This is a genomic window from Rhodanobacter thiooxydans LCS2 (assembly GCF_000264375.1).
Classification (GTDB): Bacteria; Pseudomonadota; Gammaproteobacteria; order Xanthomonadales; family Rhodanobacteraceae; genus Rhodanobacter; species Rhodanobacter thiooxydans.
The window spans coordinates 1-25,686 of record NZ_AJXW01000040.1 but is presented as its reverse complement, the minus strand read 5'-3'; the positions used below and the strand labels follow the sequence as shown (position 1 = coordinate 25,686).

Below are 25,686 nucleotides of genomic sequence, written 5' to 3'. Positions count from 1 at the left end.
CCTCACGAGAGCACTCCACCATGCAGATCCAACCCATACTCGCCGCGCTGCGCCACCACCGCACTGCCGCGTTCCTGATCGGCATGGAGATCGCGCTGGCCTGCGCGATCCTGTGCAATGCGCTGTTCATGATCACCAGCCGCCTCGACATGATGCGCGTCGACAGCGGTGTCGACGAAAGCCGCCTGGTGGCGGTGTGGCTGGAAGGCGTCGACGACAGCAGCGCCACCGACCTCGCTGCGCGCCTGCGTGCCGGCTTCGCCGGTCTGGCCGGCGTGGACTCGGTCGGCGTCGGCAATGCCGTACCGTTCACTCAGCGCACTGGTGAAATGGGTTTTCGCCTCGTTGCCGACGACATGCATTACAACCAACAGGGACATTTCTACGTCGGCGGGCCGCGCTTCGCCGCCACACTGGGGCTCAAGCTGGCGAGCGGCCGCTGGTTCAGGCCGGATGAATACGGGGCGATCGCGGAGTTCCTGCCCCGCTCGCCGTCGGCCATGGTCGACGCCGCCTATGCGAAGAAACTCTGGCCCGGGCAGGACCCGCTGGGCAAGATGGTCTATTCGGGCACCGATGGCTATCGCGTGATCGGCACCTATGCGTCGCTGGTGCGGCCGGATCCCTATCCGCAGGCGCAGCACAACACCCTGCTGCTGGCCGGCACGCCAGGCAATGGCCTGGCCAGCGTGTACGTGTTGCGCACCACGCCGGAGCAGGCGGCGCGGGTATGGAACGATGCGCGCGCGCTGGTGACGCGCATCGCGCCGACCGTGGTCATCGACCCGGTCCACAGCGGCCCGATGACGGACCTGCGGCGTGCCTACTTCGCGGCCGACCGCGCCATGGCCGGTCTGCTGGTGGGCGTGATCGTGGCGCTGCTCGGAGTCACCGCGCTCGGCATCGTCGGCCTTGCCAGTTTCTGGGTGCAGCAGCGCCGCCGGCAGATCGGCGTGCGCCGCGCGTTGGGCGCCACCCGGCGCGACATCCTTCGCTATTTCCAGACCGAGAATTTCCTGATCGTCAGCGGCGGCATCGTGCTGGGCATGGTGCTGGCGTTTGGCCTGAACCTGGTGCTGATGCAGCACTACGAGCTGCCGCGACTGCCTCTGTATTACCTACCGATCGGTGCGCTGCTGCTGTGGGTGCTGGGCCAGCTCGCTGTGCTCGGTCCCGCGCTGCGCGCGGCCGCGGTGCCGCCGGTGGTGGCGACGCGGTCGGTGTGAAGCGTGCTGTCTGGCACGGGAGAAAGACCGGCGCGACGTTCACAATCGCCCTGTCCAACCTTGCGGAGATGAACACTCATGAAGATCCTGTCGCTGCTGATCTGTGCGAGCGTGCTCGGCCCGGTGGCCATCGCTTCGCCGGCCCCGACAATGCCGGCGCCGCAAGTGGCGACGGCCGACGTGGCCACGCGGGTGCAGGCGCTGAATGCGCTGCTGGCCGAACAATGGCAGCACACCCTGCGCAATGCGCCGGAGTTCGCCACGATTCTCGGCGACCTGCGCTACAACGACCGCTGGAGCGATGCCTCGCTCGAACATGCCAGGGCCGAACACAAGGTCAACCAGGACTTCCTCCGGCGCTTCGAGGCGATCGACACCAGCGGGTTCCCCGACAGCGACAAGTTCAACCAGCAACTGATGGTGCGCCAGCTGAAGGATCACCTGCGCGGTTTCGACCTGAAGCTCAACGAGATGCCGCTGGAGCAGATGAGCGGCGCGCACCTGCAGTTGGCCGGTTTCGTCAGCTCGATCCCGTTCAACAGCACCAGGGAGTACGAAGACTACCTGGCGCGCCTGCATGCGATTCCGAAGCTGCTTGACCAGGTTACGGCCGTCGCGAGGCAGGGCCTGCGTGACGGCATGATGCCGCCGCGCTACCTGCTCGAGAAAGTGGTCACGCAGATCGACAGCATCGCGAAGCCGGCCGGCGTGGACAGCGCGTTCGGCCAGCCGCTCAGGCATTTTCCGGCCAGCGTGCCGCCGGCTGACCAGCAGCGCCTGCGCGAGGCGATCGTCGCCGCGATCGACAACGAGGTGCGCCCGGCCTACCGCAAGCTCGGCCAGTTCGTGGCCAAGGACTACGCGCCGCACGGGCGCAGCCAGCCCGGCGTGTGGCAGCTGCCGAACGGCGAGGCGATCTACCGCTACCAGGTCGAGCAGATGACCACCACGCGGGAAAGCCCGCAGCACATCCACGAGCTGGGCCTGGCCGAGGTCAAGCGCATCGAGGCGGAGATGACCACGATCGCGAAGGCGCAGGGCTACCCGGACCTGGCCAGTTTCCGCGCGGCGTTGAAGAAGGATCCGAAAGTGCATCCGACCTCGCGCGAGGACATCCTGAACCGCTATCGCGGCTTCATCGCGCAGATGCAGCCGCAGCTGCCGAAGCTGTTCGGCCTGCTGCCGAAGACCCGGGTCGAGGTGCTGCCGGTGGAGGCCTATCGGGAGAAGGAGGCGCCGGGCACGGAGTACCACCAGGGCACGCCGGACGGTTCGCGGCCGGGGCAGGTCTACGTCAACACTGGCGACTATGCCAATCGCACCACCTTGTCGATCGAGTCGACCGCCTATCACGAGGCGATCCCCGGCCATCACATGCAGATCTCGATCGCGCAGACGCTGCCGGCGCTGCCGCCGTTCCGCCAGCAGGCCGGCTACACCGCCTACATCGAAGGCTGGGCGCTGTACGCCGAACGCCTCGGCAAGGACATCGGCTTCTACAAGGATCCGCTGTCCGACTACGGCCGCCTTTCCGATGAACTGCTGCGCGCCGACCGCCTGGTGCTCGATACCGGCGTGCACTACAAGCGCTGGACGCGCCAGCAGATGGTGGATTTCTTCCGCGCCCATTCCAGCGAGGACGAACCCAGTATCCAGGCCGAGACCGACCGCTATGTCACCTGGCCGGGCCAGGCGCTGGCGTACAAGATGGGTCAGTTGAAGATCCTCGCGCTGCGTGAGCGGGCGAAGCAGGAGCTGGGCGATCGCTTCGACATCCGCGCGTTCCATGACGAGATCCTCGGCGGCGGCGCGCTGCCGCTGGACGTGCTGGAGGCGCGCACCGACGCCTGGATCGCTGCAGTGAAGGCGGGCACCGCGCCGGCAACCGCGGCGCCGGTGGCGGAGTAGGCCGCTCGCCATGGGCCGTTGGTCATGGCAACCTTTCGAACCGGAGCGGCATCCATGGCCGCATGTGCAGAAAAAAGATGCGAACCGTCCTGATCATTGACGACAACCCGGCCGTGGGCGAAGCGCTGTCGCTGGCGCTGTCGCTGAACGAGATCCGCCCGCTCACCGCACTGACTCCCGACGAGGGCCTGGCGCTGCTGCAGGGCGAGGCGGTGGACGTGGTGATCCAGGACATGAACTTCACCGCCGACACCACCTCGGGCGAGGAGGGCGTGGCGCTGTTCCGGGCGATTCGCGAGCGCCACCCGGACCTCCCGGTGATCCTGCTCACCGCCTGGACCCACCTGGAAACCGCGGTGGAGCTGGTCAAGGCCGGCGCCGCCGACTACCTGGCCAAGCCGTGGGACGACCACAAGCTGCTGGCCACGGTGGAGAACCTGCTGGAGCTGTCCGAGTCCACCCGCGAACTGAGCCGCAGCCGGCATGAGCGCCGCCAGCGGCGCGAGCAGTTGCGCAGCAAGTACGACCTCGACGGCCTGGTGTTCGCCTCCGAGGCGATGGGCCGCACGCTCAACCTGGCCTGCCAGGTGGCGCGCTCTGACGTGCCGGTGCTGATCACCGGCCCGAACGGCAGCGGCAAGGAGCGCATTGCGGCGATCGTGCATGCGAACTCGGCGGTGAAACGCGGCCCGTTCGTGGCGGTGAACTGCGGCGCGCTGCCGGGCGAGCTGATCGAGGCCGAGCTGTTCGGCGCCGAGGCCGGTGCGTACACCGGCGCGAACAAGGCGCGCGAGGGCCGCTTCGAGCTGGCCGACGGCGGCACGCTGTTCCTGGACGAGATCGGCAACCTGCCGCTGCCCGGCCAGATGAAGCTGCTGCGCGTGCTGGAGACCGGCCAGTTCGAGCGGCTTGGTTCCGGCAAGACGCGCCAGGCCAAGGTGCGCGTATTGAGCGCGACGAATGCCGACCTCAAGGCGATGATCCAGGCCGGCACGTTCCGCGAGGACCTGTACTACCGGCTCAACGTGATCGAGGTCAACCTGCCGCCGCTGAGCGAGCGCAACGACGACATCCTGCCGCTGGCCGAGTTTTTTCTCGGCGGCCGCGCCGAGCTCGGCGATGGCGCGCGCGAGGCCTTGCTGGCTTACCCGTGGCCGGGCAACGTGCGCGAGCTGAAGAACGCGATCGAGCGCGCTGCGCTGCTGGCCGGCGACCAGCCGATTACCGCCGAGCTGCTGAACCTGCCGCAGCACGCGGCAGCCATCCCGGCGGCGCGCAATCTGGACGAGCCCAGTCGGGAGGCGGTGGAGAACGCGCTGCACAAGGCCGATGGCGTGGTCAGCCGCGCGGCGCAGAGCCTGGGCCTGTCGCGCCAGGCGCTGTATCGGCGGATGGAGCGCTATGGCCTGGCCACCACGGCCTGAGCGGCCGTTCACCGCAATGCCTGTCCCCGAGCACGAGGCATAGACCGATGGCCGTCCGCAGCCTGCAGCAGAAGCCTGGTGCACCATCGTCGCTGACCGCCGCATCGTGCGATGCCTTTGGCGGGCGTCGGGTGCCGCCGGGCCGGCTTTCCCCGCTCGAGGAGAACCGCCGATGTGGCGTCGCCTGAATTCGCTGCAGGGGCGCCTGACCCTGCTGCTGGCCGTGGCCGGCCTGTCCGGCGCGCTGATCTACGTCGGCGTGACCCAATGGCCGCTGCCGCAATTGCTGGCGTGGCTGCGGGAGGATCTCGCGCTGTCGATCCGCGCACCGACGCAGCTGGGCATCTATGGCGGCCTGCTGGCCAGCGTGGTGGTGCTGCTGCCGCTGGCGTTCTGGCTGGCCGGCCGGGTGATGGCGCCGGTGAGCCGGCTGCTGCGCGCGCTGGAGGGCGCGGTGGCCAGCTACCGCGACGGCGATTTCAGCTTCTCGATCGCGATCCACCGGCGCGACGAGCTGGGCGAGCTGATCCGCATGCACAACGCGCTGGGGCAGACCCTGCGCGAGCAGCGCCAGCACCTGGTGCAGCGCGAGCTGCTGCTGGACACGGTGGTGCAGAACACCCCGGTGGCGCTGGTGCTGACCGATGCGGTCGGCAAGGTGGCCTACGCCAACATCGCCTCGCGGCACCTGTTCAACGAGGGCCGCAGCCTGGTCGGACTGGATTTCGCCGAGCTGCTGGCCGAAGCGCCCGAGGCGCTGCGCAAGGCGGTGGAAAGCGGCGAGGATGCGCTACTCAGCGTGGAGATGGATGGTAGCGAGGAAACCTTCCACCTGTCGCAGCGCGCGTTCCGCCTGCAGGGCCGGCCGCACCGGCTGCACCTGTTCCGGCGCATGACGCGTGAGCTGTCGCGGCAGGAAGTGGCGACCTGGAAGCGGGTGATCCGGGTGATCAGCCACGAGCTTAACAACTCGCTGGCGCCGATCACCTCGCTGGCGCATTCCGGCGCCGAGCTGGCCCGCCGCGGCCAGCTCGAGCGTTTGCCTGGCGTGTTCGCCACCATCGGCGAGCGCGCGCTGCACCTGCACCGCTTCATCGCCGGCTACGCCAGCTTCGCCAAGCTGCCTACGCCGCAACCGGTGGACGTCGCGTGGAAACCGTTCCTGGATGGGCTGGCGCTGCATTGCCAGTACCGCCTGGCCACGCCGGCGCCGGAGCGGCCGGGGCATTTCGACGCGGTGCAGATCGAGCAGGTGTTGATCAACCTGGTCAAGAACGCGCACGAGTCGGGCGGCCCGGCCGACGAGGTCACGCTGTCGATCGTGGAGGTCGGCAGCGAGCTGCGCATCGAGGTGGCCGACCGCGGCCCCGGCATGAGCGAGACGGTGCTGGCGCAGGCGCTGCTGCCGTTCTACTCGACCAAGCGTTCCGGCACCGGCCTGGGCCTGGCGCTGGCGCGCGAGATCACCGAGGCGCATGGCGGCCGCGTGCTGCTGGCCAACCGCGAGGGCGGCGGCCTGCGGGTGAGCCTGCGCCTGCCGCAACCGCGCTAGCCGTCGGCTCGCCTATACTCGAACCTTCTTCCAGGAATGGGGGTAGGCAATGGGACAGCTTCTGGCGTTGGTCATCGTGGCCGTCGTCGTCATCGGCGTGGCCAAGCTGGTGCGCATCGTGCCGCAAGGCTTCGAGTGGACGGTGGAGACATTCGGCAAGTACACCCGCACGCTCAGCCCGGGGCTGCATTTCCTGGTTCCGATCTATCAGGCGGTGGGGCGCAAGATGAACATGATGGAGCAGGTGCTGGACGTGCCCAGCCAGGACGTGATCACCAAGGACAACGCGGTGGTGCGCGTCGACGGCGTGGTGTTCTACCAGGTGCTGGACGCGGCCAAGGCGGCCTACGAGGTGGCGAACCTGGAAGGCGCCGCGCTGGCGCTGATCATGACCAACATCCGCACCGTGCTCGGTTCGATGGACCTGGACGAATCGCTGAGCCAGCGCGATGCGATCAACGCCAAGCTGCTCAGCGTGGTGGACGAGGCGACCCATCCGTGGGGCGTCAAGGTCAACCGCATCGAGATCAAGGACATCTCGCCGCCGCGCGACCTGGTCGACGCGATGGCGCGGCAGATGAAGGCCGAGCGCGAGAAGCGCGCCAATATCCTCGACGCCGAGGGCTTCCGCCAGGCGGCGATCCTCAAGGCCGAGGGCGAGAAGCAGTCGGTGATCCTGGCCGCCGAGGGCGAGAAGGAAGCCGCGTTCCGCGCCGCCGAGGCGCGCGAGCGTTCGGCCGAAGCCGAGGCGAAGGCGACCACGATGGTCTCCGAATCGATCGCCAACGGCAACGTCAATGCGCTGAACTACTTCGTCGCCAACAACTACGTCGAGGCGCTGAAGGCGATGGCTGCCTCGCCGAACCAGAAGATGCTGCTGCTGCCGATCGAGGCCACCGGCGTGATCGGCGCGCTGGCCGGCATCGGCGAGCTGGCGAAGGAATCGCTCGGCCAGCAGCAGAAGGCCGCGGCCATCCAGCCGCCGCTGCGCTGAGGGCGCTGCCATGGGGGAGTTTTCGACGCATTACCTGTGGTGGATCCTGGCCCTGCTGCTGATCGCCGGCGAGTTGCTGCTGCCGGGCTATTTCCTGCTGTGGATCGGCCTGGCCGCGGCCGCGACGGGTGTCGTGCTGTGGCTTGATCCCGCGCTGGGCATGCTGGCCCAGGCGGTGCTGTTCGGCCTGCTCGCGTTTGCCTCCTGCGTGGGCTATGCACGCTGGCTGCGGCCGCGGCTGGCGCGGCGCGTGGCCGGCGACGAGCGGCTGAACCGGCGTGCCGAACAGATGATCGGGCAGCGCTATGAGCTGATCGAACCGATCGTCAACGGTCGCGGCAAGGCGCGCGTGGGCGACGGCCAGTGGCTGGTCAGCGGGCCCGACCTGCCGCGCGGCACCACGGTGGAGGTGGTTGCGGTCGACGGCACCACGCTCAAGGTGCGCGCCGCCGCATGAGTGCCGGCGAGGCCAGCGACCGCGAGCAGTTCGCCACCACGGCGCTGACCACGCGCATCGCGTTCGTGCTGGAGCTGGCGCGGCGGCTGCACCAGTACGGCACCTCGGCGCCGCGGCTGGAAATGGCCATTGCCGGCGCGGCGCAGCGGCTGGGGATGTCCGCCGACGTGTGGTCCAGCCCCACCGCGATCATCATCTCGTTCGCCGACCTCGCCCAGGGCGAGGAAGGCGTGGCACAGACTACCCAGGTGATGCGGCTGGCGCCGGGCGAGGTGAATCTGGAGCGGCTGTGCCAGGCCGACGACATCGCCGACCGCGCGATCGCCGGTGAGCTGGGCCTGCGCGAGGGTTTCCGCCGCCTGCGCGAGCTGGGCCGGCCCGACACGCGGCGCGAGAAGATCGGCTCGATCGCCAGCTACGGGCTGTCCGCGGCCAGCATTGCGGCATTGTTCCTGCACAGCGCCTGGGTGGACTTGGTGGTCGCCGGCGCGATCGGCGCCGGCATCGGCTGGATTACCCTGCTGTCGGCCAGCCGGCCGCGGCTGGCGGTGGCCAGCGACGCGATCTGCGCGCTGGTGGCGACCACGGTGGCGATCGTGGTGAGCGCGTTCGTGGTGCCGCTGGCGATCAAGTCGGTGGTGCTGGCCAGCCTGATCATCCTGGTGCCCGGCATGTCGCTGACCAACGCCGTGCGCGAGATCTCCAGCGGGCACCTGGTTTCCGGCACGGCGCGCATGGGCGGCGCCATGTCGACCCTGCTCAAGCTCACCTTCGGCACCATCGCGGCGACCCAGCTGTGTGCCGCCGTGGGCATCACCGCGCGCGACTTCGCGCTGCCGGCGCTGCCGGCATGGACCGACTATCCGGCGCTGCTGGTCGCGGCGGTCGCGTTCGCCATCCTGTTCCGCGCGGCGCGGCGCGACTGGCCGGTGGTGATCGTGGCGGTGGTGCTCGGCTACCTGGCCACGCGCTGGGGCGGAGCGATCTCCGGCTCGCTGCCGGGCGCGCCGGTGGGGGTGTTCCTGGGCGGGCTGCTGCTGGGCGCGCTGGCGAACGTGTACGCGCGCTTCGCGCATCGCCCGGGCGCGGTCATCCGCGAGCCGGGCATCCTGCTGCTGGTGCCGGGCAGCGTGGGCTTCCGCAGCGTGTCGCTGCTGCTCGAACGCGATACCACGCCGAGCCTGGACACCGGCCTGCTGCTGGTGACCCTGCTGGTGTCGCTGGTGGCCGGGCTGATGTTCGGCGACCTGCTGGTATCGCCGCGCAGGTCGTTGTAGGAGCGCACCTTGTGCGCGATGCCTTTCGTCACGTGACGGAGAGCATCGCGCACAGGGTGCGCTCCTACAAAATAATGCCGGCTATGCTTGCGGGAGCCGAACAAAAAAACGCCGGCGCGAGGCCGGCGCTTTTATTCGGACGGCAGCAATCAGACCGCCAGATCCTTTTCCTTCTTGCCGGCCTTCAGCGCGTCGTTGAACCAGTGCGGGCGCTTGCCGCGGCCGGACCAGGTCTGCGCAGGGTTGGCAGGGTTGCGGTATTTCGGCGGAACTGTCCCGGTGCTGCGCTTGGCCTTGCCGCGCGCGCCGCCGAAGATGTCCTCGAAGGTATAACCCTCGGCCTTGATCAGCGCATGCACTTTCTCGCGCAGCTTGACGACTTTTTCCTTGCGCAATTCATTCTGGCGCACCTGGGCCTTGCTGATCAGGTCGGTGAGCTGGTTGTGATTCAGGTTCTTGATGTCGACGGCCATGATTGACTCCCGGTAAGTATCGGTATTAAGCGGTCTGGCGATGGTCTGGCCATTATCGGGAACAAAGCCCGACGCACTGGAAGTTGTTGCAGTGGGCATTCTCGCTGATTTGCAGAATTGTTGTAAAGCGCAACGCCGCGCGTGGACGATAGCTTCACATTAAGGGCGATTAATGTGCGGATGGTCGCGAATTAGTCCGTCCGGTGGTTTCATCGCGGCAATATAAAAACGGCCGCACTGGGCAGCCGTTTTGGTTAATGCGAATCCGGCTGGCTCAGCCGAGCAAGGCCAACAATTGCTCCTCGTTCAGCGAGCGGCTTTCGGCGTCTCCGCGCGCGCGATATTCCAGCGTGCCCGCGGCGAGCCCGCGCTCGCTGACCACCACGCGGTGCGGAATGCCGATCAGCTCCATGTCGGCGAACATGCTGCCGGCGCGCACGCCGCGGTCGTCCAGCACCGCCTCGATGCCGCGCTGGCCCAGCGCCTGGTACAGCGCCTCGGCCGCTGCGCTGACGGCCGGCGAGTTCTTCGGGTTGATCACGCATACCGCCACGCGCCACGGCGCCATCGCTTCGGGCCAGAGGATGCCGGCGTCGTCGTGGCGCTGCTCGATCGCGGCGGCGACGATGCGGCTGACCCCGATGCCGTAGCAGCCCATGGTCATCACCTGCGGCTTGCCGGTTTCGTCCACCACGGTAGCGCCGAGCGCCTCGGCATACTTGGTGCCCAGCTGGAACACGTGGCCGACCTCGATGCCGCGGGCGAGGTGCAGCACGCCCTGGCCGTCGGGCGACAGGTCGCCCTCGACCACGTTGCGCAGGTCGGCGATGCGGGTGATGCGCGCATCGCGCTCCCAGTTCGTGCCGGTGAAGTGCGTGCGATCGGCATTGCCGCCGCAGACGAAGTCGGCCAGCACGGCGGCGTCGCGGTCGACGATCACCGGGATCGACGCCGGCAGGCCGACCGGCCCGATGAAACCGGGGCGCGTGCCGGTGGCGGCGAGGATTTCCTCCTCGCTGGCGAGCACCGACTCGCCCGGCAGTTCGGCCAGCTTGCCAGCCTTGACCTCGTTGAGCTCGTGGTCGCCGCGCAGGCACAGCGCGACCAGGCCGTCGCGGCCCCGTACCAGCAGGGTCTTCACGCATTGCTGCGGACTGACCTTGAGGAAACCGGCGATGTCGCCGATGGTCTTCTGGGTGGGCGTATCGATCCGCTGCAGGGCGGCGGCGGCGGGGGCGGGGCGTGCAGTGGTCGGCGCCAGCGCCTCGGCCTTTTCGAGATTCGCGGCGTAATCGGAGCCGTCGGAAAACGCGATGGCATCCTCGCCGGAATCGGCCAGCACCTGGAATTCGTGGCTCGCATTGCCGCCGATCGCGCCGGTATCGGCCTGCACCGCGCGGAAGGTCAACCCCAGGCGGCTGAAAATGCGCACGTAAGCCTGGTACATCGCGGCGTAGGTTTCGGCCAGCGAGTCCTGGGTCAGGTGGAACGAATAAGCGTCCTTCATCAGGAATTCGCGCGCGCGCATCACGCCGAAACGCGGGCGGATCTCGTCGCGGAACTTGGTCTGGATCTGATAGAAGTTGACCGGCAGCTGCTTGTAGCTTTTCAGCTCGTTGCGGGCGAAATCGGTAACCACTTCCTCGTGGGTCGGGCCGTAGCAGAATTCCTGGCCCTTGCGATCCCTGATTTTCAGCAGCTGGCCGCCGAATTTCTCCCAGCGGCCGGTTTCTTCCCACAATTCCCTCGGCTGCACCGACGGCATCAGCATTTCGATCGCACCGGCGCGATCCATTTCCTCGCGCACGATGTCTTCCACCTTGCGCAGCACGCGCAGGCCCAGCGGGCTCCAGGTATACAGGCCGGAGGCGAGCTTGCGGATCATGCCGGCGCGCAGCATCAGCCGATGGCTGGCGATTTCGGCGTCGGCGGGGACTTCCTTGACGGTGGCCAGGTGGAATTGGCTGAGGCGCATGCGGGCGGTTCCGGCGTGGTGAAGACGCCTATTGTAGCGGCCCGCCGATACCCTCGCCGGAGGGTATGGCCGCAGCGGTCAGCCCCTGCAGTACTGGTCGTACTGCGCCTGGGTCGAGGCGGTCTGCTGCTTGCGCTGGTCGCCTTCCAGCGCCACGGATTTGCCGTTCTGCTGCATCACCACCGGGCCGCTGGCCTGCAATGCGGCGAGGTTGGTCTTCAGCGCCTCGCACAGTTTGGTGCGGTTTTCCGGCGTGTTGGCCACCGGCTTGGCGGACTCGGCCGGGGTTTCGTCGGCGGGGGCCGTTCCGGCGGGGGGCGGAGCGACCAGCGGTGCCGACGTGCCGGTGGTGGTGATCTTCACGTACTTCGTGCCCTGCGTCGGCGCCGCTTCGGAGTAGTGCACGGTGCCACTCGCATCCGTCCACTTGTAGACCTGGGCGGCGGCCAGCGGGGCCAGCAGCAGCAGCGCCACGGCAATCAGCGAACGATGCATGGTGTTCTCCATTTTGCGGGAAAATGACGGTGCACCTTGTTATCACTCTGGCCTGCCGGACTCAAGCAGCCGATGGTTTACACTGCGCGCATCCCGTCACGGATTGATTCATGAGCGAGCCCCTGCCCGTACGCCCGCCCCGTCACCGGGGCATTTACCTGTTGCCGAACCTGTTCACCACGGGGGCGATGTTCGCCGGTTTCTACGCGATCATCGCCAGCATCGGCGGGCGTTATACCGAGGCCGCGGTGGCGGTATTCATCGCCGCGCTGCTGGATGGCATGGACGGCCGTGTGGCGCGCATGACCGGCACCCAGACCGAGTTCGGCGTGCAGTACGACTCGCTGTCGGACCTGGTCAGTTTCGGGCTGGCGCCGGCGCTGGTGATGTACACGTGGTCGCTGTCGACGCTGCGCGATTTCGGCCCGCTGTGGGGCAAGCTGGGCTGGGCTGCCGCGTTCATCTACGCCGCCTGCGCCGCGCTGCGGCTGGCGCGCTTCAACACCCAGGTGGGCGTGGCCGACAAGCGCTATTTCCAGGGGCTGGCCAGTCCGGCGGCGGCGGCGGTGTGCATGTCGTTCGTATGGAGCGTGGACAAGTTCGGCCTGGCCGGCAGCGATTTCTGTTTCGTCACGGCAGTGCTGGCGGTGGTGGTCGGCTTGCTGATGGTCAGCCGCTTCCGCTATTTCAGCTTCAAGTCGCTGCCGATGGGCGACCGCCAGCGCGTGCCGTTCGTGTGGATGGTGATGGCGGTGCTGCTGCTGGCGCTGCTGATCCTGGATACGCCGCGCGTGTTGTTCGCCGGCTTCACGGTCTATCTGTTGTCCGGTCCGGTGTGGACGATCTGGGGCCTGGCCACGCATCGGCGCCGGGTGCGGCGCGGCGCGACATGAACGCCGCCGCACGCCAGCATGCCGACGCCGCGCATCGCGCCCGCGTGCTGCGCGCGCTGGGCGTGACGCCGTGGCAGCGGCGGAGTGCGCCGGCGGTTGCCGTCGGGGAGGCTGGGCAGGAATACGAGCCAGCCGAGGCGGCGGGCGTGGCCTGCGTGGTGGTGTTGCCGCAGGGCTGCAGCGCGCGCGAACTCGACTTGCTCGGTCGCGCGCTGGCTATCTGCGGCGCCGCGCTGGCGCGTGCCGCACGGGTCACCGCGAGCGATGGCCAGCTCGCCACCGGCGTGCCCGAGGCACGCGCCTATCTGGTGTTCGGCGAAGCGCAGGCGCACGCGCTGGGCCGCGCGCTGCCGGCAGCGGCAGTACGCCAGGCGCAGATCGTGCTGGCCGACGAGCCGGCGCTGGTGCTGACCAGTGCCGGCGCCAAGCGGCGCCTGTGGAACGCGTTGCGCAGCGTACGCCGCGCATTGGCCGCGGCCGGCGGCTGAAGGTCATGGCCGCGGTGGTCAAGCCGGTGATCCAGGTGCGCGGCATGCGGGCCGAGGATCTGGAGGCGGTCAGCACGCTGGAAAACCTGTCCTACGAATTCCCGTGGTCGGCGGGCATCTTCGGCGACTGCCTGAAGGCGGGGCACCCGTGCTGGGTGCTGTGCGTGGACGGCGTGGTCGCCGGCTACGGCGTCCTGTCGACAGGCGCCGGCGAAGCGCACGTGCTGAACCTGTGCATCGGGCCGGATTACCGCGGCCGCGGCCTGGGCCGGCACCTGCTGGGCCGGTTGCTGGACATTGCGCGCTGGAATGGGGCAGGGCGGGTGTTCCTCGAGGTGCGGCCGTCGAATCCGCTGGCCAAGGCGCTGTACGAATCGGTGGGTTTCCACGAGATCGGCCGCCGGCCGCGCTACTACCCCGCACGCCACGGGCGCGAGGATGCGATCGTGATGGTGCTGGAGCCCGGGACTCCCTAGCCGGCTGCGCCCGGCAGATGCTGCAACCGGATCCGCCACGCAAACACGATGGTGGCGAGTGTTAGCATGCCGCCCGCATTCCATGCCGGAGTCTCCTCAGTGCAAGGGCAGTTTTCGACCGACTGGTTCCACCACAACATTCCGCATTGGGAGCAGTGGCTCGCTTCGTTGCGCGGCAAACCGGGCCTGCGCGCCCTGGAGATCGGCAGTTTCGAGGGGCGCTCGACCGCCTGGCTGTGCGAGAACATCCTGACCGCCGCGGACAGCGCGATCGACTGCCTGGACTTCTTCCAGCCCGACCCGGTGTACGGCGACTACCATGCGCGTTTTCGCGCCAACACGGCGCCCTGGCGCGAGCGCATCAGCGAGTTCGCCGGGCCGAGCTTCGATTCGCTGCGGCGCGTGCAGGAACCCTACGATCTCGTCTATGTCGACGGCTGGCATGCCGCCTTCGGCGCGCTGGCCGACGGCGTCATGGCGTGGCCGCTGCTGAAGGTCGGCGGCATCATGATCTTCGACGACTACCTGTGGGTGCCGCCGAAGCTGGGCCCGGTGCCGCGTCCCGGCTGGTTGACGCGCAAGTGGCTGCGCTGGACCGGTCGCCGCTGGCGGACCGAGGGGCTGAAGAAGCAGATCGAAAGCGTGAAGACCGAGACGCCCAAGCTCGGCGTGGACGGCCTGCTGGCCACGCTGGACGGCTATTACGAGTTGCTGGGCGTCAGCAACCAGCTGGCCGTGCGCAAGACGCGCGACTTCACGCCGGGGCAGGTCGGCCAGGACACCTGAGAGCCCGGCCGCAGCGCGGCGGGGCCACGAACATCAACCCAGCTTCTGCGCCTGCTCGCGCAGCGCGCCCAGCGTGGTGTTCCAGTCGGCGATGCGCTGGCGTTCCTGCGCCACCACTTCGGCCGGCGCGTTGGCGACGAAGCTGGCGTTGCCAAGCTTGCCCTCGCACTTTTTGATCTCGACCTCGATGCGGCCGATTTCCCTGGCCAACCGCGCCTTTTCGGCGGCAAGGTCGATCAGGCCGGCGAGCGGGATCAGCACGCGCAGCGTGCCGACCACGGCCGCGGCCGCGGCCGGCTCGGCGCGGCCGGCTTCGATCCATTGCGGTGCTTCGGTGCGGGCGAGGAAGGCGATCTGCGCAGCGAACTTCGCCACGCGCGCGTGATCGCCGCTGTCGCCGTCGGCAAGCAGCAGCGGAATGGTCTTGCCCGGCGCGATGTTCATCTCCGAGCGGATCCGGCGCAGGCCCGAGAGCACGGCCTTGAACCATTCGATCTCGGCTGTCGCTGCGTCGTCGTGCGCGAAGTCCGTGCCGCGCGGATACGTGGACTGGAGAATGCTCTTTGTTGAAGAGTCTGGCAGGGATGCCGGGCTGTTCTTTGCGCTCATGGAGGAGCGCACGAATACTTTCGCTACTTCCTGGTAAATCTCCTCGGTGATGAAGGGAATCACCGGGTGCAGCGCGCGCAGCACCGCTTCCAGCACCACCAGCAGCGTGTGCCGTGTGGATGCTGCCGCGCCGGCATCGTCGCCGTTCAGTGCGGGCTTGGAGAGTTCCAGGAACCAGTCGCAATACTCGTTCCACACGAACTCGTACAGCGCCTGCGCCAGGTGGTCGAAACGGTACGTGCGGAAATGTTCTTCCACCTTGGTCAGCGTCTGCGACAAGTGCGTGAGAATCCACCGCTCCGCTTCGGTAACCGGCTTTTGATTTTCCCGATTCCCGATTCCCGATTCCTCATTCCCCGCATTCAAAAGCACGAATCGCGCCGCGTTCCACAACTTGTTGCAGAATGCCTTGTAGCCTTCGGCGCGCTTGATGTCGAAGTTGATCGTGCGGCTGTAGCTGCCCAGCGCGGCGAAGGTGAAGCGCAGCGCATCGGTGCCGATCGCCGGAATGCCGTCGGGGTAGTCCTTGCGGATGCGCTTCTCGACCTTGGTGCGCACCTGCGGGATCAGCAGCGAGCGGGTGGACTTCTCCACCAGCGGCTCCAGTGCGATGCCGTCGATCAGGTCCAGCGGGTCCAGCGTGTTGCCCTTGGACTTGGACATCTTCTGGCCTTCCGCATCACGCACGATGGCGTTGATGTAGACCTCGCGGAACGGGATCTGACCGGTGAAGTATTTGGTCGCCATCACCATGCGGGCGACCCAGAAAAAGATGATGTCGAAGCCGGTGACCAGCACGGCGCTGGGCAGGAAGATCTTGTCCTGATCCCAGTTGGCGACCACTTCGCCGCGCTCGTTCTTCACCGGGCCACCGGCCGGCCAGCCCAGGGTGGAAAACGGCCACAGCGCCGAGGAGAACCAGGTGTCCAGCACATCGTCATCCTGGCGCAGCGCGCCGACCGGCGCGGCGTCTGCGTGCGCGCGCGCGTCGGCCTCGTCCTCGCCCACGAAGATGTTGCCGGCCTCGTCATACCATGCCGGGATGCGGTGGCCCCACCACAGCTGGCGGCTGATACACCAGTCCTGGATGTTGTCCAGCCACTGCGTGTAGGTGGTGCTCCAGTTTTCCGGCACGAACTTGATGTCGCCGCTGCGCACCGCGTCCAGCGCCGGCTCGGTGATTGCCTTGCGGCCGCCGGGACGCCCATCCTTCTGGACGTCCGAAGTCAGGTCGACGAACCACTGGTCGGTGAGCATCGGCTCGATCACCGCGTCCGAGCGCTGGCTCACCGGCACCTGCAGCTTGTGCGGCTTGGTCTCGACCAGCAGGCCGAGCGCTTCCAGGTCGGCCAGCACGGCCTTGCGCGCGTCGTAGCGGTCGAGGCCGCGGTATTTCTCCGGTGCGTTGTCGTTGACCTTTGCGTCCAGTGTGAAGATGGTGATCGGCGGCAGTTTGTGCCGCTGGCCGATCGCGTAGTCGTTGAAGTCATGCGCCGGGGTGATCTTCACGCAGCCGGTGCCGAAATCCTTGTCGACGTAATCGTCGGCGATCACCGGAATCTCACGACCGGTCAGCGGCAGCTTCAGCGTCTTGCCGACCAGGTGAGCGTAGCGCTCGTCCTCCGGATGCACCGCGACGGCGACATCGCCCAGCATGGTCTCGGGGCGGGTGGTGGCGACCACCAGGCTCTCGTCGCTGCCCACGACCGGGTAGCGGATCGACCACATGTGGCCGTCGCGCTCGACGTTGTTCACTTCGAGGTCCGATACGGCGGTGCCCAGCAGCGGGTCCCAGTTCACCAGCCGGTTGCCGCGGTAGATCAGCCCGGCGCGGTACCAGTCGATGAACACCTTGCGCACCGCGGCCGAAAGCCCCTCGTCCATGGTGAAGCGTTCGCGCGACCAGTCGGCGGCGGCGCCGATGCGGCGCATCTGGTTGGTGATGGTGGAGCCGGATTCCTCCTTCCACTGCCACACGCGTTCGACGAAGGCATCGCGACCCAGGTCGTGCCGGGTCTTCTCCTCGACCGCTAGCTGGTTCTCGACGATCTTCTGCGTGGCGATGCCGGCATGGTCGGTGCCGACCTGCCACAGCGTGTTGAAGCCGCGCATGCGGTGGTAGCGCACCAGCATGTCCATCACCGTCTGCTGGAACGCGTGCCCCATGTGCAACGTGCCGGTGACGTTGGGCGGCGGCAGCAGGATGCAGTACGGCTCGCCCTGGCCCGACGGCCTGAACGCGCCGCTGGCTTCCCAGCGCGCGTACCACGTCGACTCGATCTGGGCGGGTTCGAAGCTCTTTTCCATGGGGACTCGCGAGGGCGCGCCGCAGGGGCGTGCGCACATATGGTGTAAAGCGGCCATTGTACGGGCGCGGGCCGGATGGCCCAAGCGGCCGCCATTCACCCCGGCGGGGCAATGGACAAGAGCGTTACAGCAAGTCGATCCCGAATCGTCGCACCAGCAGTGCAAACAGCCAGAAGCACGCTACGGTGATCAGCGCGCAGGCGAGCAGGGTCGGCCAGAAGCCGAGGCGCGGCAGCAGTACGGGGAAGGCCAGGAACATGGGCAGCGTCGGCACCACATACCAGAACGTGTACCAGGCGTGGTTGGCGATCTTCACCTGCGGCTGGCGCTCCACGTACAGCCAGATCAGCGCAAGCACGGTGACCAGCGGCAGCGCGGCAATCAGGCCGCCGAGGCGATCACTGCGCTTGGCGACTTCGGAGACGAGCACGACGACGGCCGCGGTGACCAGGTATTTGGTGACGAGCCATCCCATCGGTTCACTCCTTTGCGCGTTGCTCAACTGCCGCGCAGGATGCGCCCGTACGCGTGTACTTCGTCCACCAGCACCTTCACGAGCTCCGGATCGACTTCCGGCGTGATGCCGTGGCCCAGGTTGAACACGTGGCCGGGGTGGTTGCCGTAGCTGTCCAGCACGGCGCGGGCCTCGCGGCGGATCACTTCCGGGCTGGCGCGCATCACGGCGGGGTCGAGGTTGCCCTGCAACGCCACCTTACCGGCGACGGCGCGGCGCGCGTCGGCGAGGTCCACCGTCCAGTCGACGCCGAGCGCTGCGCAGCCCGAATCGGCCATTTCGGCCAGGTGCATGCCGGCGCCTTTGGAGAACAGGATCACCGGCAGTTCGCGCGAAGCGGCATCGACCTGCAGCGCGGCCACGATCTGCGCCATATAGCGCAGCGAGAACTCGCGGAACGGCGCGGGGCCGAGCAGGCCGCCCCAGGTGTCGAAGATCATCAGCGCCTGCGCGCCGGCTTCGGCTTGCGCGATCAGGTAGGCAGCAACGGACTGCGCCAGCGTGTCGAGCAGCTGGTGGGCGAGTCTCGGCTCGTTCCAGCACATCGCCTTCAGCGTGGCGAAGTCGCGCGAGCCGGCGCCCTCGACCATGTAGCAGGCCAGCGTCCAGGGGCTGCCGGAGAAACCGATCAGCGGCATGCGGCCGTGCAGCTCGCGGCGGATCAGCCGCACCGCGTCCATCACGTAGCGCAGCTCGCCGTCCATGTCGGGCACGGCGAGTTTCGCGATGTCGGCGGCGGTGCGCACCGGGCGGGCGAACTGCGGGCCCTCGCCGTGGGCGAACGACAGGCCCAGACCCATCGCGTCGGGGATGGTGAGGATGTCGGAGAACAGGATCGCCGCGTCGAGATCGAAGCGCTGCAGCGGCTGCAGGGTCACCTCGCAGGCGAACTCGGGGTTCTGCGCCAGGCCCATGAAGCTGCCGGCGCGCTCGCGGGTGGCGCGGTACTCCGGCAGATAGCGGCCGGCCTGGCGCATCACCCAGATCGGCGTGGTGTCGGTGGGTTCGCGACGCAGGGCGCGCAGGAAGCGGTCGTTCTTCAGTTCTTCAACAGGCATTTCACCGTCCGTACGGGCCTTCCAGCCCCTGGGCAAACATCAGGCGGAAGCCGCGCTTGAGCTGGGCATCGCGGGCTTTCTCGAAGGCGGCGACCGCCTCGTCGCGCTCCAGGAACTGCTCGCGCTTCATGCTGGCGCGGCCGCCCTGGGTGCCGGATTCGCGGTACAGCGTCCAGCCGCCGAGCAGGTCCTGTTCCAGCGTGATCTGGACGTAGCGGGGGGCGTCGGCGGCGCCGGGCACGGTTTGCAGGTAGAGGCGCATGGATTCCAGGGGTGCAGCACGAACGGGCACGTAGCCGGACGCCACAGTTTATAGGATTTGCACGGTGGCACCCGTTGCACGGATGGGCACGTCGTCACACGCGCGGCGGATGATGTTTGCAGGGCGGGCGGTGCCCGCCCTACGGCGCTGAGGTGGCCTCGGTCAGCACCGCCAGCACGTCGGCCTCGGCCACGCCGGCGACGATTTCGGCCCGGCCGATGCCGCGCCACAGGATCAGCCGCAGGGTGCCGGCGGTGTTCTTCTTGTCCAGCCGCATCAGCGCCAGCAACTGCGGCGGATCCATGCCGGGCGGGACCGCCACCGGCAGCCCGACGGCTTCCAGCAGGCGCTGCAGGCGGGCGGTGGCGGCCTGCGCGCTCATGCCGAGCCGCTCGGACAGGCGTGCCGCCAGCAGCATGCCGATGGCCACGCCCTCGCCGTGCAGCAGGGCGGTGTAGTGGCCGGCGGTTTCCAGGGCGTGGCCAAAGGTATGGCCGAGGTTGAGCAGGGCGCGCTCGCCCTGTTCGGTTTCGTCGCGCGCGACCACGCCGGCCTTGTAGGCCACCTTGCGCGCGATCGCCTGCTGCACGGTGGCGGGCTCGCGCGCGGCGAGCGCGGCGGCGTGCTGCTCCAGCCAGGCGAAGAACGGCTCGTCGCCGATCGCCGCGCCCTTGATCACCTCGGCCAGGCCGGCGCGGTATTCGCGCCCGGGCAGGGTCGCCAGGGTGTCGATATCGGCGACCACCGCGCGCGGCTGGTGGAACGCGCCGGCGAGGTTCTTGCCCACCGGGAGGTTCACGCCGGTCTTGCCGCCCACCGAGGAATCCACCATCGCCAGCAAGGTGGTGGGCATCTGGATGAAGTCGATGCCGCGCATCCAGCACGCCGCACTGAAACCGGCCAGGTCGCCGACCACGCCGCCGCCCAGCGCGATCACGCAGGCGTCGCGGGTGGCGCCGAGCTCGCCCAGCGCTTCCAGCACGCGGCCGACGTTGGCGAAACTCTTGTGCGCTTCGCCGTCGTCGAGGAGGAAGCTGGCCCAGCGCAGGCCGTCCAGCCCCGCCTCGATGCGCGGCAGGTACAGCGGCGCCACGGTGGTGTTGCTGACCACCAGCGCGTGGCGCCCGCGCAGCATGGCGAGCCAGCGCGCGTGGTCGTGCAGCAGGCCGGCGCCGATCCACACCGGGTAGCTGCGCTGGCCGAGGGCGACGGTGACGGTCTGGCGTGCGGGGCCGTTCATGCGGTCTGCCTGGGCGCTGCGCCGGAGCGCCGCCAATGACGGTCGATCAGCGCGATGCAGCGTTCGCCGGTGGCGGCGAGGCTGTCGGGTTCGCCGGGTACCGCAAGGTCGGCGAGCTCGCGGTAGAGCGGTTCGCGCACCTGCGCCATCGCCTGCAGCCGCTCGCGGCGGTCGGCCACCGCCAGCAGTGGGCGGCGGTGGTCGCGCTCCAGCCGTTCCAGTTGCTGTTCGATGCTGGCCTGCAGCCACACCACGCAGCCGCGCTGGCGCAGGTGCCGGCGGTTGGCTTCGGCCAGCACTGCGCCGGCGCCGGTGGCCAGCAGCACGCCGTCGCGGCGACTGCACTCGTCCAGCAGCGCGCTTTCGCGTTGGCGGAAACCCGCTTCGCCCTCGACCTCGAACACCCGGTTCACGTCCGCGCCGCAGTGGCGCTCGATCTCCTGGTCGAGATCGACGAAGCTCAGGCCATAATGCGCCGCAAGGCGTCGCCCGATCGAGCTCTTGCCGGCACCGGTCGGGCCGATGAGGAACAGGTTGGGCGAAGGGTTCATGCGCAGATGCTAGCAGGGCGGATCGGCCCGGGCAGCGCGACGGGAGGGCGGCAAGTGAGCGAACGTGTCCTGTTGGCCGGATGCGGCGACCTGGGCGAGCGCGTGGCGCAGCGCCTGCGGGCTCGCAGCGACGAAGTCTGGGCGCTGCGGCGCCAGCCGCCTGCGCGCGGCAAGCACGGTATCCACTGGCTGCGCGGCGACCTGACCGATCCGGCGAGCCTGGGCGGGTTGCCGGCGGGCATCACCCGGCTGGTCTATCTGCCGGCGCCGGCCGTGCGCGACAAGGCAGCGTACCGCGCGATCTTCGTGGACGGCCTGCGCCACCTGCTCGACGCGCTCGACGTCCGCAAGCTGCAGCGCGTGCTGCTGGTTTCCTCCAGCGCCGTGTACGGCGAGCACGACGGCGACTGGGTCGACGAGACCACACCGGCCGACCCGGCGGGCTTCAACGGCGCGGTGCTGCTCGAGGCCGAGCAGTGGCTGGCGCAGCAGCCGCTGTCGTCGACCGTGTTGCGGCTGGCCGGCCTGTACGGGCCGGGACGGTTGCAGCTGGTCGAGCGCCTGCGCGCCGGGCAATTGCGCGTGCCGCGCGAGGCGCCGCACTGGGCCAACCGGATCCACGTCGACGACGCCGCCGCAGCGATCGTGCACCTGCTGCGGCTGAAGTCGCCGCAGCCGCTGTACCTCGGCGTGGACGATACGCCGATGCCGCTCGACGAGTTGTACGACTTCCTCGCGGCGCTGATCGATGCCTCCTTGCCGGCGGAAGGCGCGCCGCCGATCGGCATCGGCAGCAAGCGGCTCAGCAACGCGAAGCTGCGCGCCAGCGGCTGGGCGCCGCAGTGGCCGGACGCGCGCGAAGGCTACGCCGCGCTGCTCGACGGCTGAACCATCCACCGGAGGAGAACCGCCATGGGCAACACCGTTCCGCATCACCAGGTCAGCACCGCCAACGAGATTCCCGGTTGCCGCATCGTGCGTTCGTTCGGCATCGTGCGCGGCATCACCGTGCGTTCGCGCAGCGTGGTCGGCAATCTCGGCGCCGCGCTGCAGACCATCGTCGGCGGCAACATCTCGATCTACACCGAGCTGTGCGAGAAGGCGCGCGAGGAGGCGTTCGAGCTGATGTTGCAGCACGCCGCCGCGATGGGCGCGAACGGCGTGGTGGCGATGCGCTACGACGCCAACGACGTCGCCCAGGGTGTTACCGAGGTGCTGGCCTACGGCACGGCGGTGCAGGTGGAGGCGTCAACGTGAGGTGATTTTGCAGTGCGGCTTGCTGCCGCGGGCGAGCGCGGGACAGACTCGGGTTCCGGAGCGGGGGAGCGTCGCGTGCCGCTTGCACGATTCCACCGGAGATTGACGCCATGTCGGTAGCCAAGGTCATCGAAATCAACGCCTCGTCCAGCAAGAGCATGGGAGACGCCGTGCAGGGCGGCCTGAAAAAGGCCGGCGAGTCAGTGAAGAACATCAAGGGCGCCTGGGTCAACGAGATCAAGGTGGTGACGAAGGACGACGGCACGATCACCGAGTGGCGGGTGAACATGAAGGTCAATTTTATCGTCGACTGATCGCCTAGCGCCGGCGGGGCCGCGACAGCGCATGCTTCGCCGGTGCCCGGCTCAGCCGTGGCTGAGGCCGGTGACGTGGCGGTCGTCGTCGTACTCCACGCAGGTATCGGCCAGTGCCGGCAGGGTGGCCAGCGCGTGCCGGCTGAGCCGCTCGAAGTGCGCCAGGAACCGCTCCATCGCCGCTGCATCCATCGCCAGCGGCGCATGCCGGGACAGCAGCTCCTGCTCCTGCTCGCCACGCCAGCGGCGCACGATCTCCCAGCTCGGCGCCTGCAGCACGATCAGCGCATCGAACTTGCGCCACAGCGGCTGGTAGCCGCGCAACTGCTTGTTGACCCAGTGTCGCCAGCTGCCGTCGGGGTCCTCGCTGCGCTCCAGTTCGTTGACCGGCCTGGCCAGCGCAGCCTGCAGCTGCGGCCGGATGCCCAGCGCCCAGCCTTCCACGATCACCAGCTGCGGCGGCCGCGTGGTGCGCGGCCAGCGCGACGGCGGGAAGCGGGTGTCGCGGCCCTTGTCGAAGCGTGGGTGCGACACCGGCAGCTTGTCCGAGGCCTGCGGCAGCGCCGCCAGCACCGACATCAGCAATTCGATCTCGTGCGTGCCCGGCACGCCGCGGCTGCGCAGCAGCGGGTGCACATCGCGCGCCAGTGCCTCGCGGTCGCTGCGGGCGTAATAGAAGTCATCCAGCGAAAGCACCTCGGTGGGCCAGCCGCGGGCTTCGGCCGCGGCCTTCATCACCCGCGCCAGGGTGCTCTTGCCGCTGCCCTGCAGGCCGGACAGGCCGAGGATGTATGGGCGTCGCGAGCGGGCGATGCGCCCGGCGTACTGGTCGAGCAGGTGGCCGGCGAGGGCCTCGTTCTGCAGGTCGGCGTGGGGCGTCATCCGCGGCACACCGTGCTTCCGGGAGGGATTTCCGCCACCGGCAGGCGGCGCCGGACGAACATGGCGCCAGCGGCCATGTCGCTGCGTCCTTCACATGTCGTGGCGGAAGATGGCGCCGCCTTCCAGGTCGGCCGGATACTGGAGGGATGGTGCATTGCATTATTATCGGTCGGATTCATCCGCACCATGATGGCGCGTGTCGGCCACGATGCAAAAGGAAAGTTTTCAGACACCATGCTCAAATCCGAAATTCTAGACACCTTCCGGCGCCTGCTGGAAGAAGCCACGGCCAGTGGCGAGCGCGAACCGACCGCGATGAACCTGGCCACCGTGGACGCCGCCGGCCGGGTCGCCTCGCGCATCGTGTTGCTCAAGGGCGCCGACGAGCGCGGCTTTCGCTTCTACACCAACTACGACAGCGACAAGGGCGGCCAGCTCGAGGCGCACCCGCAGGTGGCCCTGTGCTTCCACTGGAAGCAGCTGCGCGAGGGCGTGCAGGTGCGCGTGGAAGGCGTGGCGCGCAAGCTGCTGGCGGAGGAGTCGGACGCCTACTTCGCCAGCCGCGCGCGCGGCAGCCAGATCGGCGCGTGGGCTTCGCTGCAGTCGCAGACCCTGCCTGACCGCGACACGTTCGAGCAGCGGGTGGCGCGCTACGAGCAGCAGTTCGACGGCCGGGAGGTGACCCGCCCGCCGCACTGGGGCGGCTTCGTGGTGGAGCCGGACATGCTCGAGTTCTGGTACGGCGCCGAGTTCCGCCTGCACGAGCGGGTGCGCTGGGATCGCCACGGCCAGACTTGGACCAGCCGGCTGCTCTACCCGTGAGCCGCACGCTGCCCGCCGAGCATGTGGCACAGGGCAGCTTCACCGTGCATACGCGCGGGCGCGGTTTCAGCGAAATCACCACGCAGGTCGGCGACGCGGTGGCTGCCAGCCACGTCCAGACCGGTATCGCGCAGGTGTTCACCGCGCACACCAGCTGCTCGTTGCTGATCAGCGAGAATGCCGACCCCACGGTGCGCGACGACCTGGAGCGCTGGTTCGCGCGCGCGGTGCCCGATGGCGATGCGATCTTCCGGCACGAGGCGGAAGGTCCGGACGACATGCCCGCGCATGTGCGCTCGATCCTCACCGGGGTCAGCCTCGGCGTGCCGGTGCATGGCGGCAAGCTGATGCTTGGCGCCTGGCAAGGCATCTATCTGTGGGAACACCGCCTCGACCCGCACCAGCGCAAGGTGGTGGTCACCGTGCTGGGGAACTGAACGCATGGATCACGCTGCCCCCGCTGCCGGTTGGCCCGACCACTTCCCGCAACGCATCGTCTGCCTCACCGAGGAGCCGACCGAGGTTCTGTACGCGCTCGGCGAGGAGCGGCGCATCGTCGGCATCTCCGGCTTCACCGTGCGGCCGCCGCGCGCACGCAGGGAGAAGCCGAAAGTGTCCGCCTTCACCAGCGCGAAGATCGGCGAGATCCTGAAACTGGAGCCCGACCTGGCGATCGGCTTCTCCGACATCCAGGCCGACATCGCGCGCGAGCTGGTCAAGGCCGGCGTCGAGGTGTGGATCAGCAACCACCGCAGCGTCGACGGCATCCTCGCCTACATCCGCCGGCTCGGCGCGATGGTCGGCGCGCATGAGAAGGCCGAGGCGTATGCGCAGCGCGCCGAACGGCATATCGCCGAGATCCACGCCGCGGCCGCGGAGCTGCCGCAGCGGCCGAAGGTGTACTTCGAGGAATGGGACGAACCGATCATCACCGGCATCCGCTGGGTCGCCGAGATCATAAACATTGCCGGCGGCGACGACTGCTTCCCCGAGCTGACCCGCGAGCCGCTGGCGAAGCAGCGCATCCTGCCGAACGGCGACGAGGTGGTGCGGCGCGCGCCGGACATCATCCTCGGCTCCTGGTGCGGCAAGCGCCTCCGTCCCGAACGCGTGGCCGCTCGACCGGGCTGGGACACGATCCCCGCGGTGCGCGATGGCGAACTGCACGAGGTCAAATCACCGATCATCCTGCAGCCGGGGCCGGCGGCGCTGTTCGACGGGTTGGACGAGATCCATCGGATCATCGCCGCGTGGGCGCTGCGCTGAGCCTTCCCGCTTTCCGGTTGCTGTAGGAGCCCGCTCGCGGGCGATGCTCCGGCTTGTCTCTGCCTTCTAGTGAAGAGTGTTCAAGCAAGAGCTTTCAAAGCAAGAGCTTTCGTGCGCCTGCGGCGCCCGAGTTCCTTTCTCTTTGCGTGCCCAAAGAGAAAGGAACCAAAGAGAAATGGC

General features: G+C 68.4%; 27 protein-coding genes. 17 read left to right on the top strand and 10 right to left on the bottom strand.

Annotation, left to right across the window (positions count from 1 at the left end; translation table 11 throughout):
- Positions 1–20: 20 nt before the first annotated feature.
- The 7 genes from UUA_RS08255 (at position 21) to UUA_RS08225 (ending at position 8,838) form a co-directional block, all read left to right on the top strand.
- The gene (locus UUA_RS08255; protein WP_008435849.1) at positions 21–1,226 is read left to right on the top strand and encodes an ABC transporter permease; all 1,206 of its coding nucleotides are present in this window, start codon (positions 21–23) and stop codon (positions 1,224–1,226) included.
- Positions 1,227–1,304: 78 nt separating this feature from the next.
- Positions 1,305–3,134: a DUF885 domain-containing protein gene (locus UUA_RS08250; RefSeq protein ID WP_008435848.1), complete on the top strand. Its 1,830-nt coding sequence runs from the start codon at positions 1,305–1,307 to the stop codon at positions 3,132–3,134.
- Between the two features lie 77 nt (positions 3,135–3,211).
- A complete protein-coding gene (locus UUA_RS08245; RefSeq protein WP_008435847.1) occupies positions 3,212–4,558 on the top strand; it encodes a sigma-54-dependent transcriptional regulator in 1,347 nt (448 codons plus the stop codon).
- Between the two features lie 172 nt (positions 4,559–4,730).
- Positions 4,731–6,110, top strand: a complete 1,380-nt coding sequence (locus tag UUA_RS08240; protein WP_008435846.1) for a sensor histidine kinase — start codon at positions 4,731–4,733, stop codon at positions 6,108–6,110.
- 49 nt (positions 6,111–6,159) lie between these two features.
- Positions 6,160–7,104, top strand: coding sequence for an SPFH domain-containing protein (locus tag UUA_RS08235; protein WP_008435845.1), 945 nt, complete (start codon positions 6,160–6,162; stop codon positions 7,102–7,104).
- A gap of 10 nt (positions 7,105–7,114) precedes the next feature.
- Positions 7,115–7,561, top strand: coding sequence for an NfeD family protein (locus tag UUA_RS08230; RefSeq protein ID WP_008435844.1), 447 nt, complete (start codon positions 7,115–7,117; stop codon positions 7,559–7,561).
- On the top strand, positions 7,558–8,838 hold the full coding sequence (locus UUA_RS08225) for a threonine/serine exporter family protein (protein WP_008435843.1): 1,281 nt from the start codon (positions 7,558–7,560) through the stop codon (positions 8,836–8,838). The genes UUA_RS08230 and UUA_RS08225 overlap by 4 nt, the downstream gene beginning before the upstream one ends.
- 149 nt (positions 8,839–8,987) lie before the next feature.
- On the opposite strand, the gene UUA_RS08220 is transcribed toward UUA_RS08225, so the two are convergent.
- From UUA_RS08220 to UUA_RS08210, 3 genes are all read right to left on the bottom strand, one after another.
- On the bottom strand, positions 8,988–9,311 hold the full coding sequence (locus UUA_RS08220; RefSeq protein ID WP_008435842.1) for an H-NS histone family protein: 324 nt from the start codon (positions 9,309–9,311) through the stop codon (positions 8,988–8,990).
- A gap of 274 nt (positions 9,312–9,585) precedes the next feature.
- A complete protein-coding gene (locus UUA_RS08215; protein ID WP_008435841.1) occupies positions 9,586–11,286 on the bottom strand; it encodes a proline--tRNA ligase in 1,701 nt (566 codons plus the stop codon).
- A 78-nt stretch (positions 11,287–11,364) separates the two neighbouring features.
- A complete protein-coding gene (locus UUA_RS08210; RefSeq protein WP_039953728.1) occupies positions 11,365–11,781 on the bottom strand; it encodes a DUF4124 domain-containing protein in 417 nt (138 codons plus the stop codon).
- A gap of 110 nt (positions 11,782–11,891) precedes the next feature.
- Between UUA_RS08210 and UUA_RS08205 the strand changes: the two genes are divergently transcribed.
- From UUA_RS08205 to UUA_RS08190, 4 genes are all read left to right on the top strand, one after another.
- A complete protein-coding gene (locus UUA_RS08205) occupies positions 11,892–12,674 on the top strand; it encodes a CDP-alcohol phosphatidyltransferase family protein (protein ID WP_008435839.1) in 783 nt (260 codons plus the stop codon).
- Positions 12,671–13,162: a hypothetical protein gene (locus UUA_RS08200; protein ID WP_008435838.1), complete on the top strand. Its 492-nt coding sequence runs from the start codon at positions 12,671–12,673 to the stop codon at positions 13,160–13,162. Before UUA_RS08205 ends, UUA_RS08200 begins: the two co-directional genes overlap by 4 nt.
- Before the next feature lie 5 nt (positions 13,163–13,167).
- Positions 13,168–13,638 carry a ribosomal protein S18-alanine N-acetyltransferase gene (gene rimI / locus UUA_RS08195; RefSeq protein ID WP_039953726.1) on the top strand — a complete coding sequence of 157 codons (471 nt, stop codon included), beginning with the start codon at positions 13,168–13,170 and terminating at the stop codon, positions 13,636–13,638.
- Positions 13,639–13,737: 99 nt separating this feature from the next.
- On the top strand, positions 13,738–14,424 hold the full coding sequence (locus tag UUA_RS08190) for a class I SAM-dependent methyltransferase (RefSeq protein WP_008435836.1): 687 nt from the start codon (positions 13,738–13,740) through the stop codon (positions 14,422–14,424).
- A gap of 33 nt (positions 14,425–14,457) precedes the next feature.
- Here UUA_RS08190 and UUA_RS08185 read toward each other — a convergent pair whose 3' ends face one another.
- The 6 genes from UUA_RS08185 to UUA_RS08160 all read right to left on the bottom strand — a co-directional run bounded on the left by UUA_RS08185 (position 14,458) and on the right by UUA_RS08160 (position 20,965).
- Entirely contained in the window at positions 14,458–17,340 is a 2,883-nt protein-coding gene (locus tag UUA_RS08185) for a valine--tRNA ligase (protein WP_008435835.1), read from the bottom strand.
- A 124-nt stretch (positions 17,341–17,464) separates the two neighbouring features.
- A complete protein-coding gene (locus UUA_RS08180) occupies positions 17,465–17,815 on the bottom strand; it encodes a DUF3147 family protein (protein ID WP_008435834.1) in 351 nt (116 codons plus the stop codon).
- 23 nt (positions 17,816–17,838) lie between these two features.
- Positions 17,839–18,912: a uroporphyrinogen decarboxylase gene (gene hemE / locus UUA_RS08175; protein WP_008435833.1), complete on the bottom strand. Its 1,074-nt coding sequence runs from the start codon at positions 18,910–18,912 to the stop codon at positions 17,839–17,841.
- A 1-nt stretch (position 18,913) separates the two neighbouring features.
- The gene (locus UUA_RS08170) at positions 18,914–19,174 is read right to left on the bottom strand and encodes a WGR domain-containing protein (protein WP_008435832.1); all 261 of its coding nucleotides are present in this window, start codon (positions 19,172–19,174) and stop codon (positions 18,914–18,916) included.
- Between the two features lie 139 nt (positions 19,175–19,313).
- Complete coding sequence (aroB, locus tag UUA_RS08165; RefSeq protein WP_008435831.1) at positions 19,314–20,414, bottom strand: 3-dehydroquinate synthase; 1,101 nt, start codon at positions 20,412–20,414, stop codon at positions 19,314–19,316.
- The gene (locus tag UUA_RS08160; RefSeq protein ID WP_008435830.1) at positions 20,411–20,965 is read right to left on the bottom strand and encodes a shikimate kinase; all 555 of its coding nucleotides are present in this window, start codon (positions 20,963–20,965) and stop codon (positions 20,411–20,413) included. The genes aroB and UUA_RS08160 overlap by 4 nt, the downstream gene beginning before the upstream one ends.
- A gap of 54 nt (positions 20,966–21,019) precedes the next feature.
- Here UUA_RS08160 and UUA_RS08155 point away from each other — a divergent pair, with 54 nt between their 5' ends.
- The 3 genes from UUA_RS08155 to UUA_RS08145 all read left to right on the top strand — a co-directional run bounded on the left by UUA_RS08155 (position 21,020) and on the right by UUA_RS08145 (position 22,536).
- Positions 21,020–21,853 (top strand): SDR family oxidoreductase, encoded by an 834-nt coding sequence (locus tag UUA_RS08155; RefSeq protein WP_008435823.1) that lies wholly within the window; start codon positions 21,020–21,022, stop codon positions 21,851–21,853.
- Positions 21,854–21,877: 24 nt separating this feature from the next.
- Positions 21,878–22,222, top strand: coding sequence for a YbjQ family protein (locus tag UUA_RS08150; RefSeq protein WP_008435820.1), 345 nt, complete (start codon positions 21,878–21,880; stop codon positions 22,220–22,222).
- A gap of 110 nt (positions 22,223–22,332) precedes the next feature.
- Entirely contained in the window at positions 22,333–22,536 is a 204-nt protein-coding gene (locus UUA_RS08145) for a dodecin family protein (protein WP_008435818.1), read from the top strand.
- Between the two features lie 51 nt (positions 22,537–22,587).
- Here the strand turns inward: UUA_RS08145 and UUA_RS08140 are convergent, their stop codons facing one another.
- Entirely contained in the window at positions 22,588–23,418 is an 831-nt protein-coding gene (locus UUA_RS08140) for a kinase (protein WP_008435816.1), read from the bottom strand.
- Between the two features lie 234 nt (positions 23,419–23,652).
- Here UUA_RS08140 and pdxH point away from each other — a divergent pair, with 234 nt between their 5' ends.
- The 3 genes from pdxH to UUA_RS08125 are packed head-to-tail and all read left to right on the top strand — an operon-like array spanning position 23,653 to position 25,506.
- The gene (pdxH, locus tag UUA_RS08135) at positions 23,653–24,240 is read left to right on the top strand and encodes a pyridoxamine 5'-phosphate oxidase (protein ID WP_008435815.1); all 588 of its coding nucleotides are present in this window, start codon (positions 23,653–23,655) and stop codon (positions 24,238–24,240) included.
- Positions 24,237–24,677, top strand: coding sequence for a secondary thiamine-phosphate synthase enzyme YjbQ (locus UUA_RS08130; RefSeq protein WP_008435813.1), 441 nt, complete (start codon positions 24,237–24,239; stop codon positions 24,675–24,677). The genes pdxH and UUA_RS08130 overlap by 4 nt, the downstream gene beginning before the upstream one ends.
- A 4-nt stretch (positions 24,678–24,681) precedes the next feature.
- Positions 24,682–25,506: an ABC transporter substrate-binding protein gene (locus tag UUA_RS08125; protein ID WP_008435812.1), complete on the top strand. Its 825-nt coding sequence runs from the start codon at positions 24,682–24,684 to the stop codon at positions 25,504–25,506.
- Positions 25,507–25,686 lie beyond the last annotated feature (180 nt).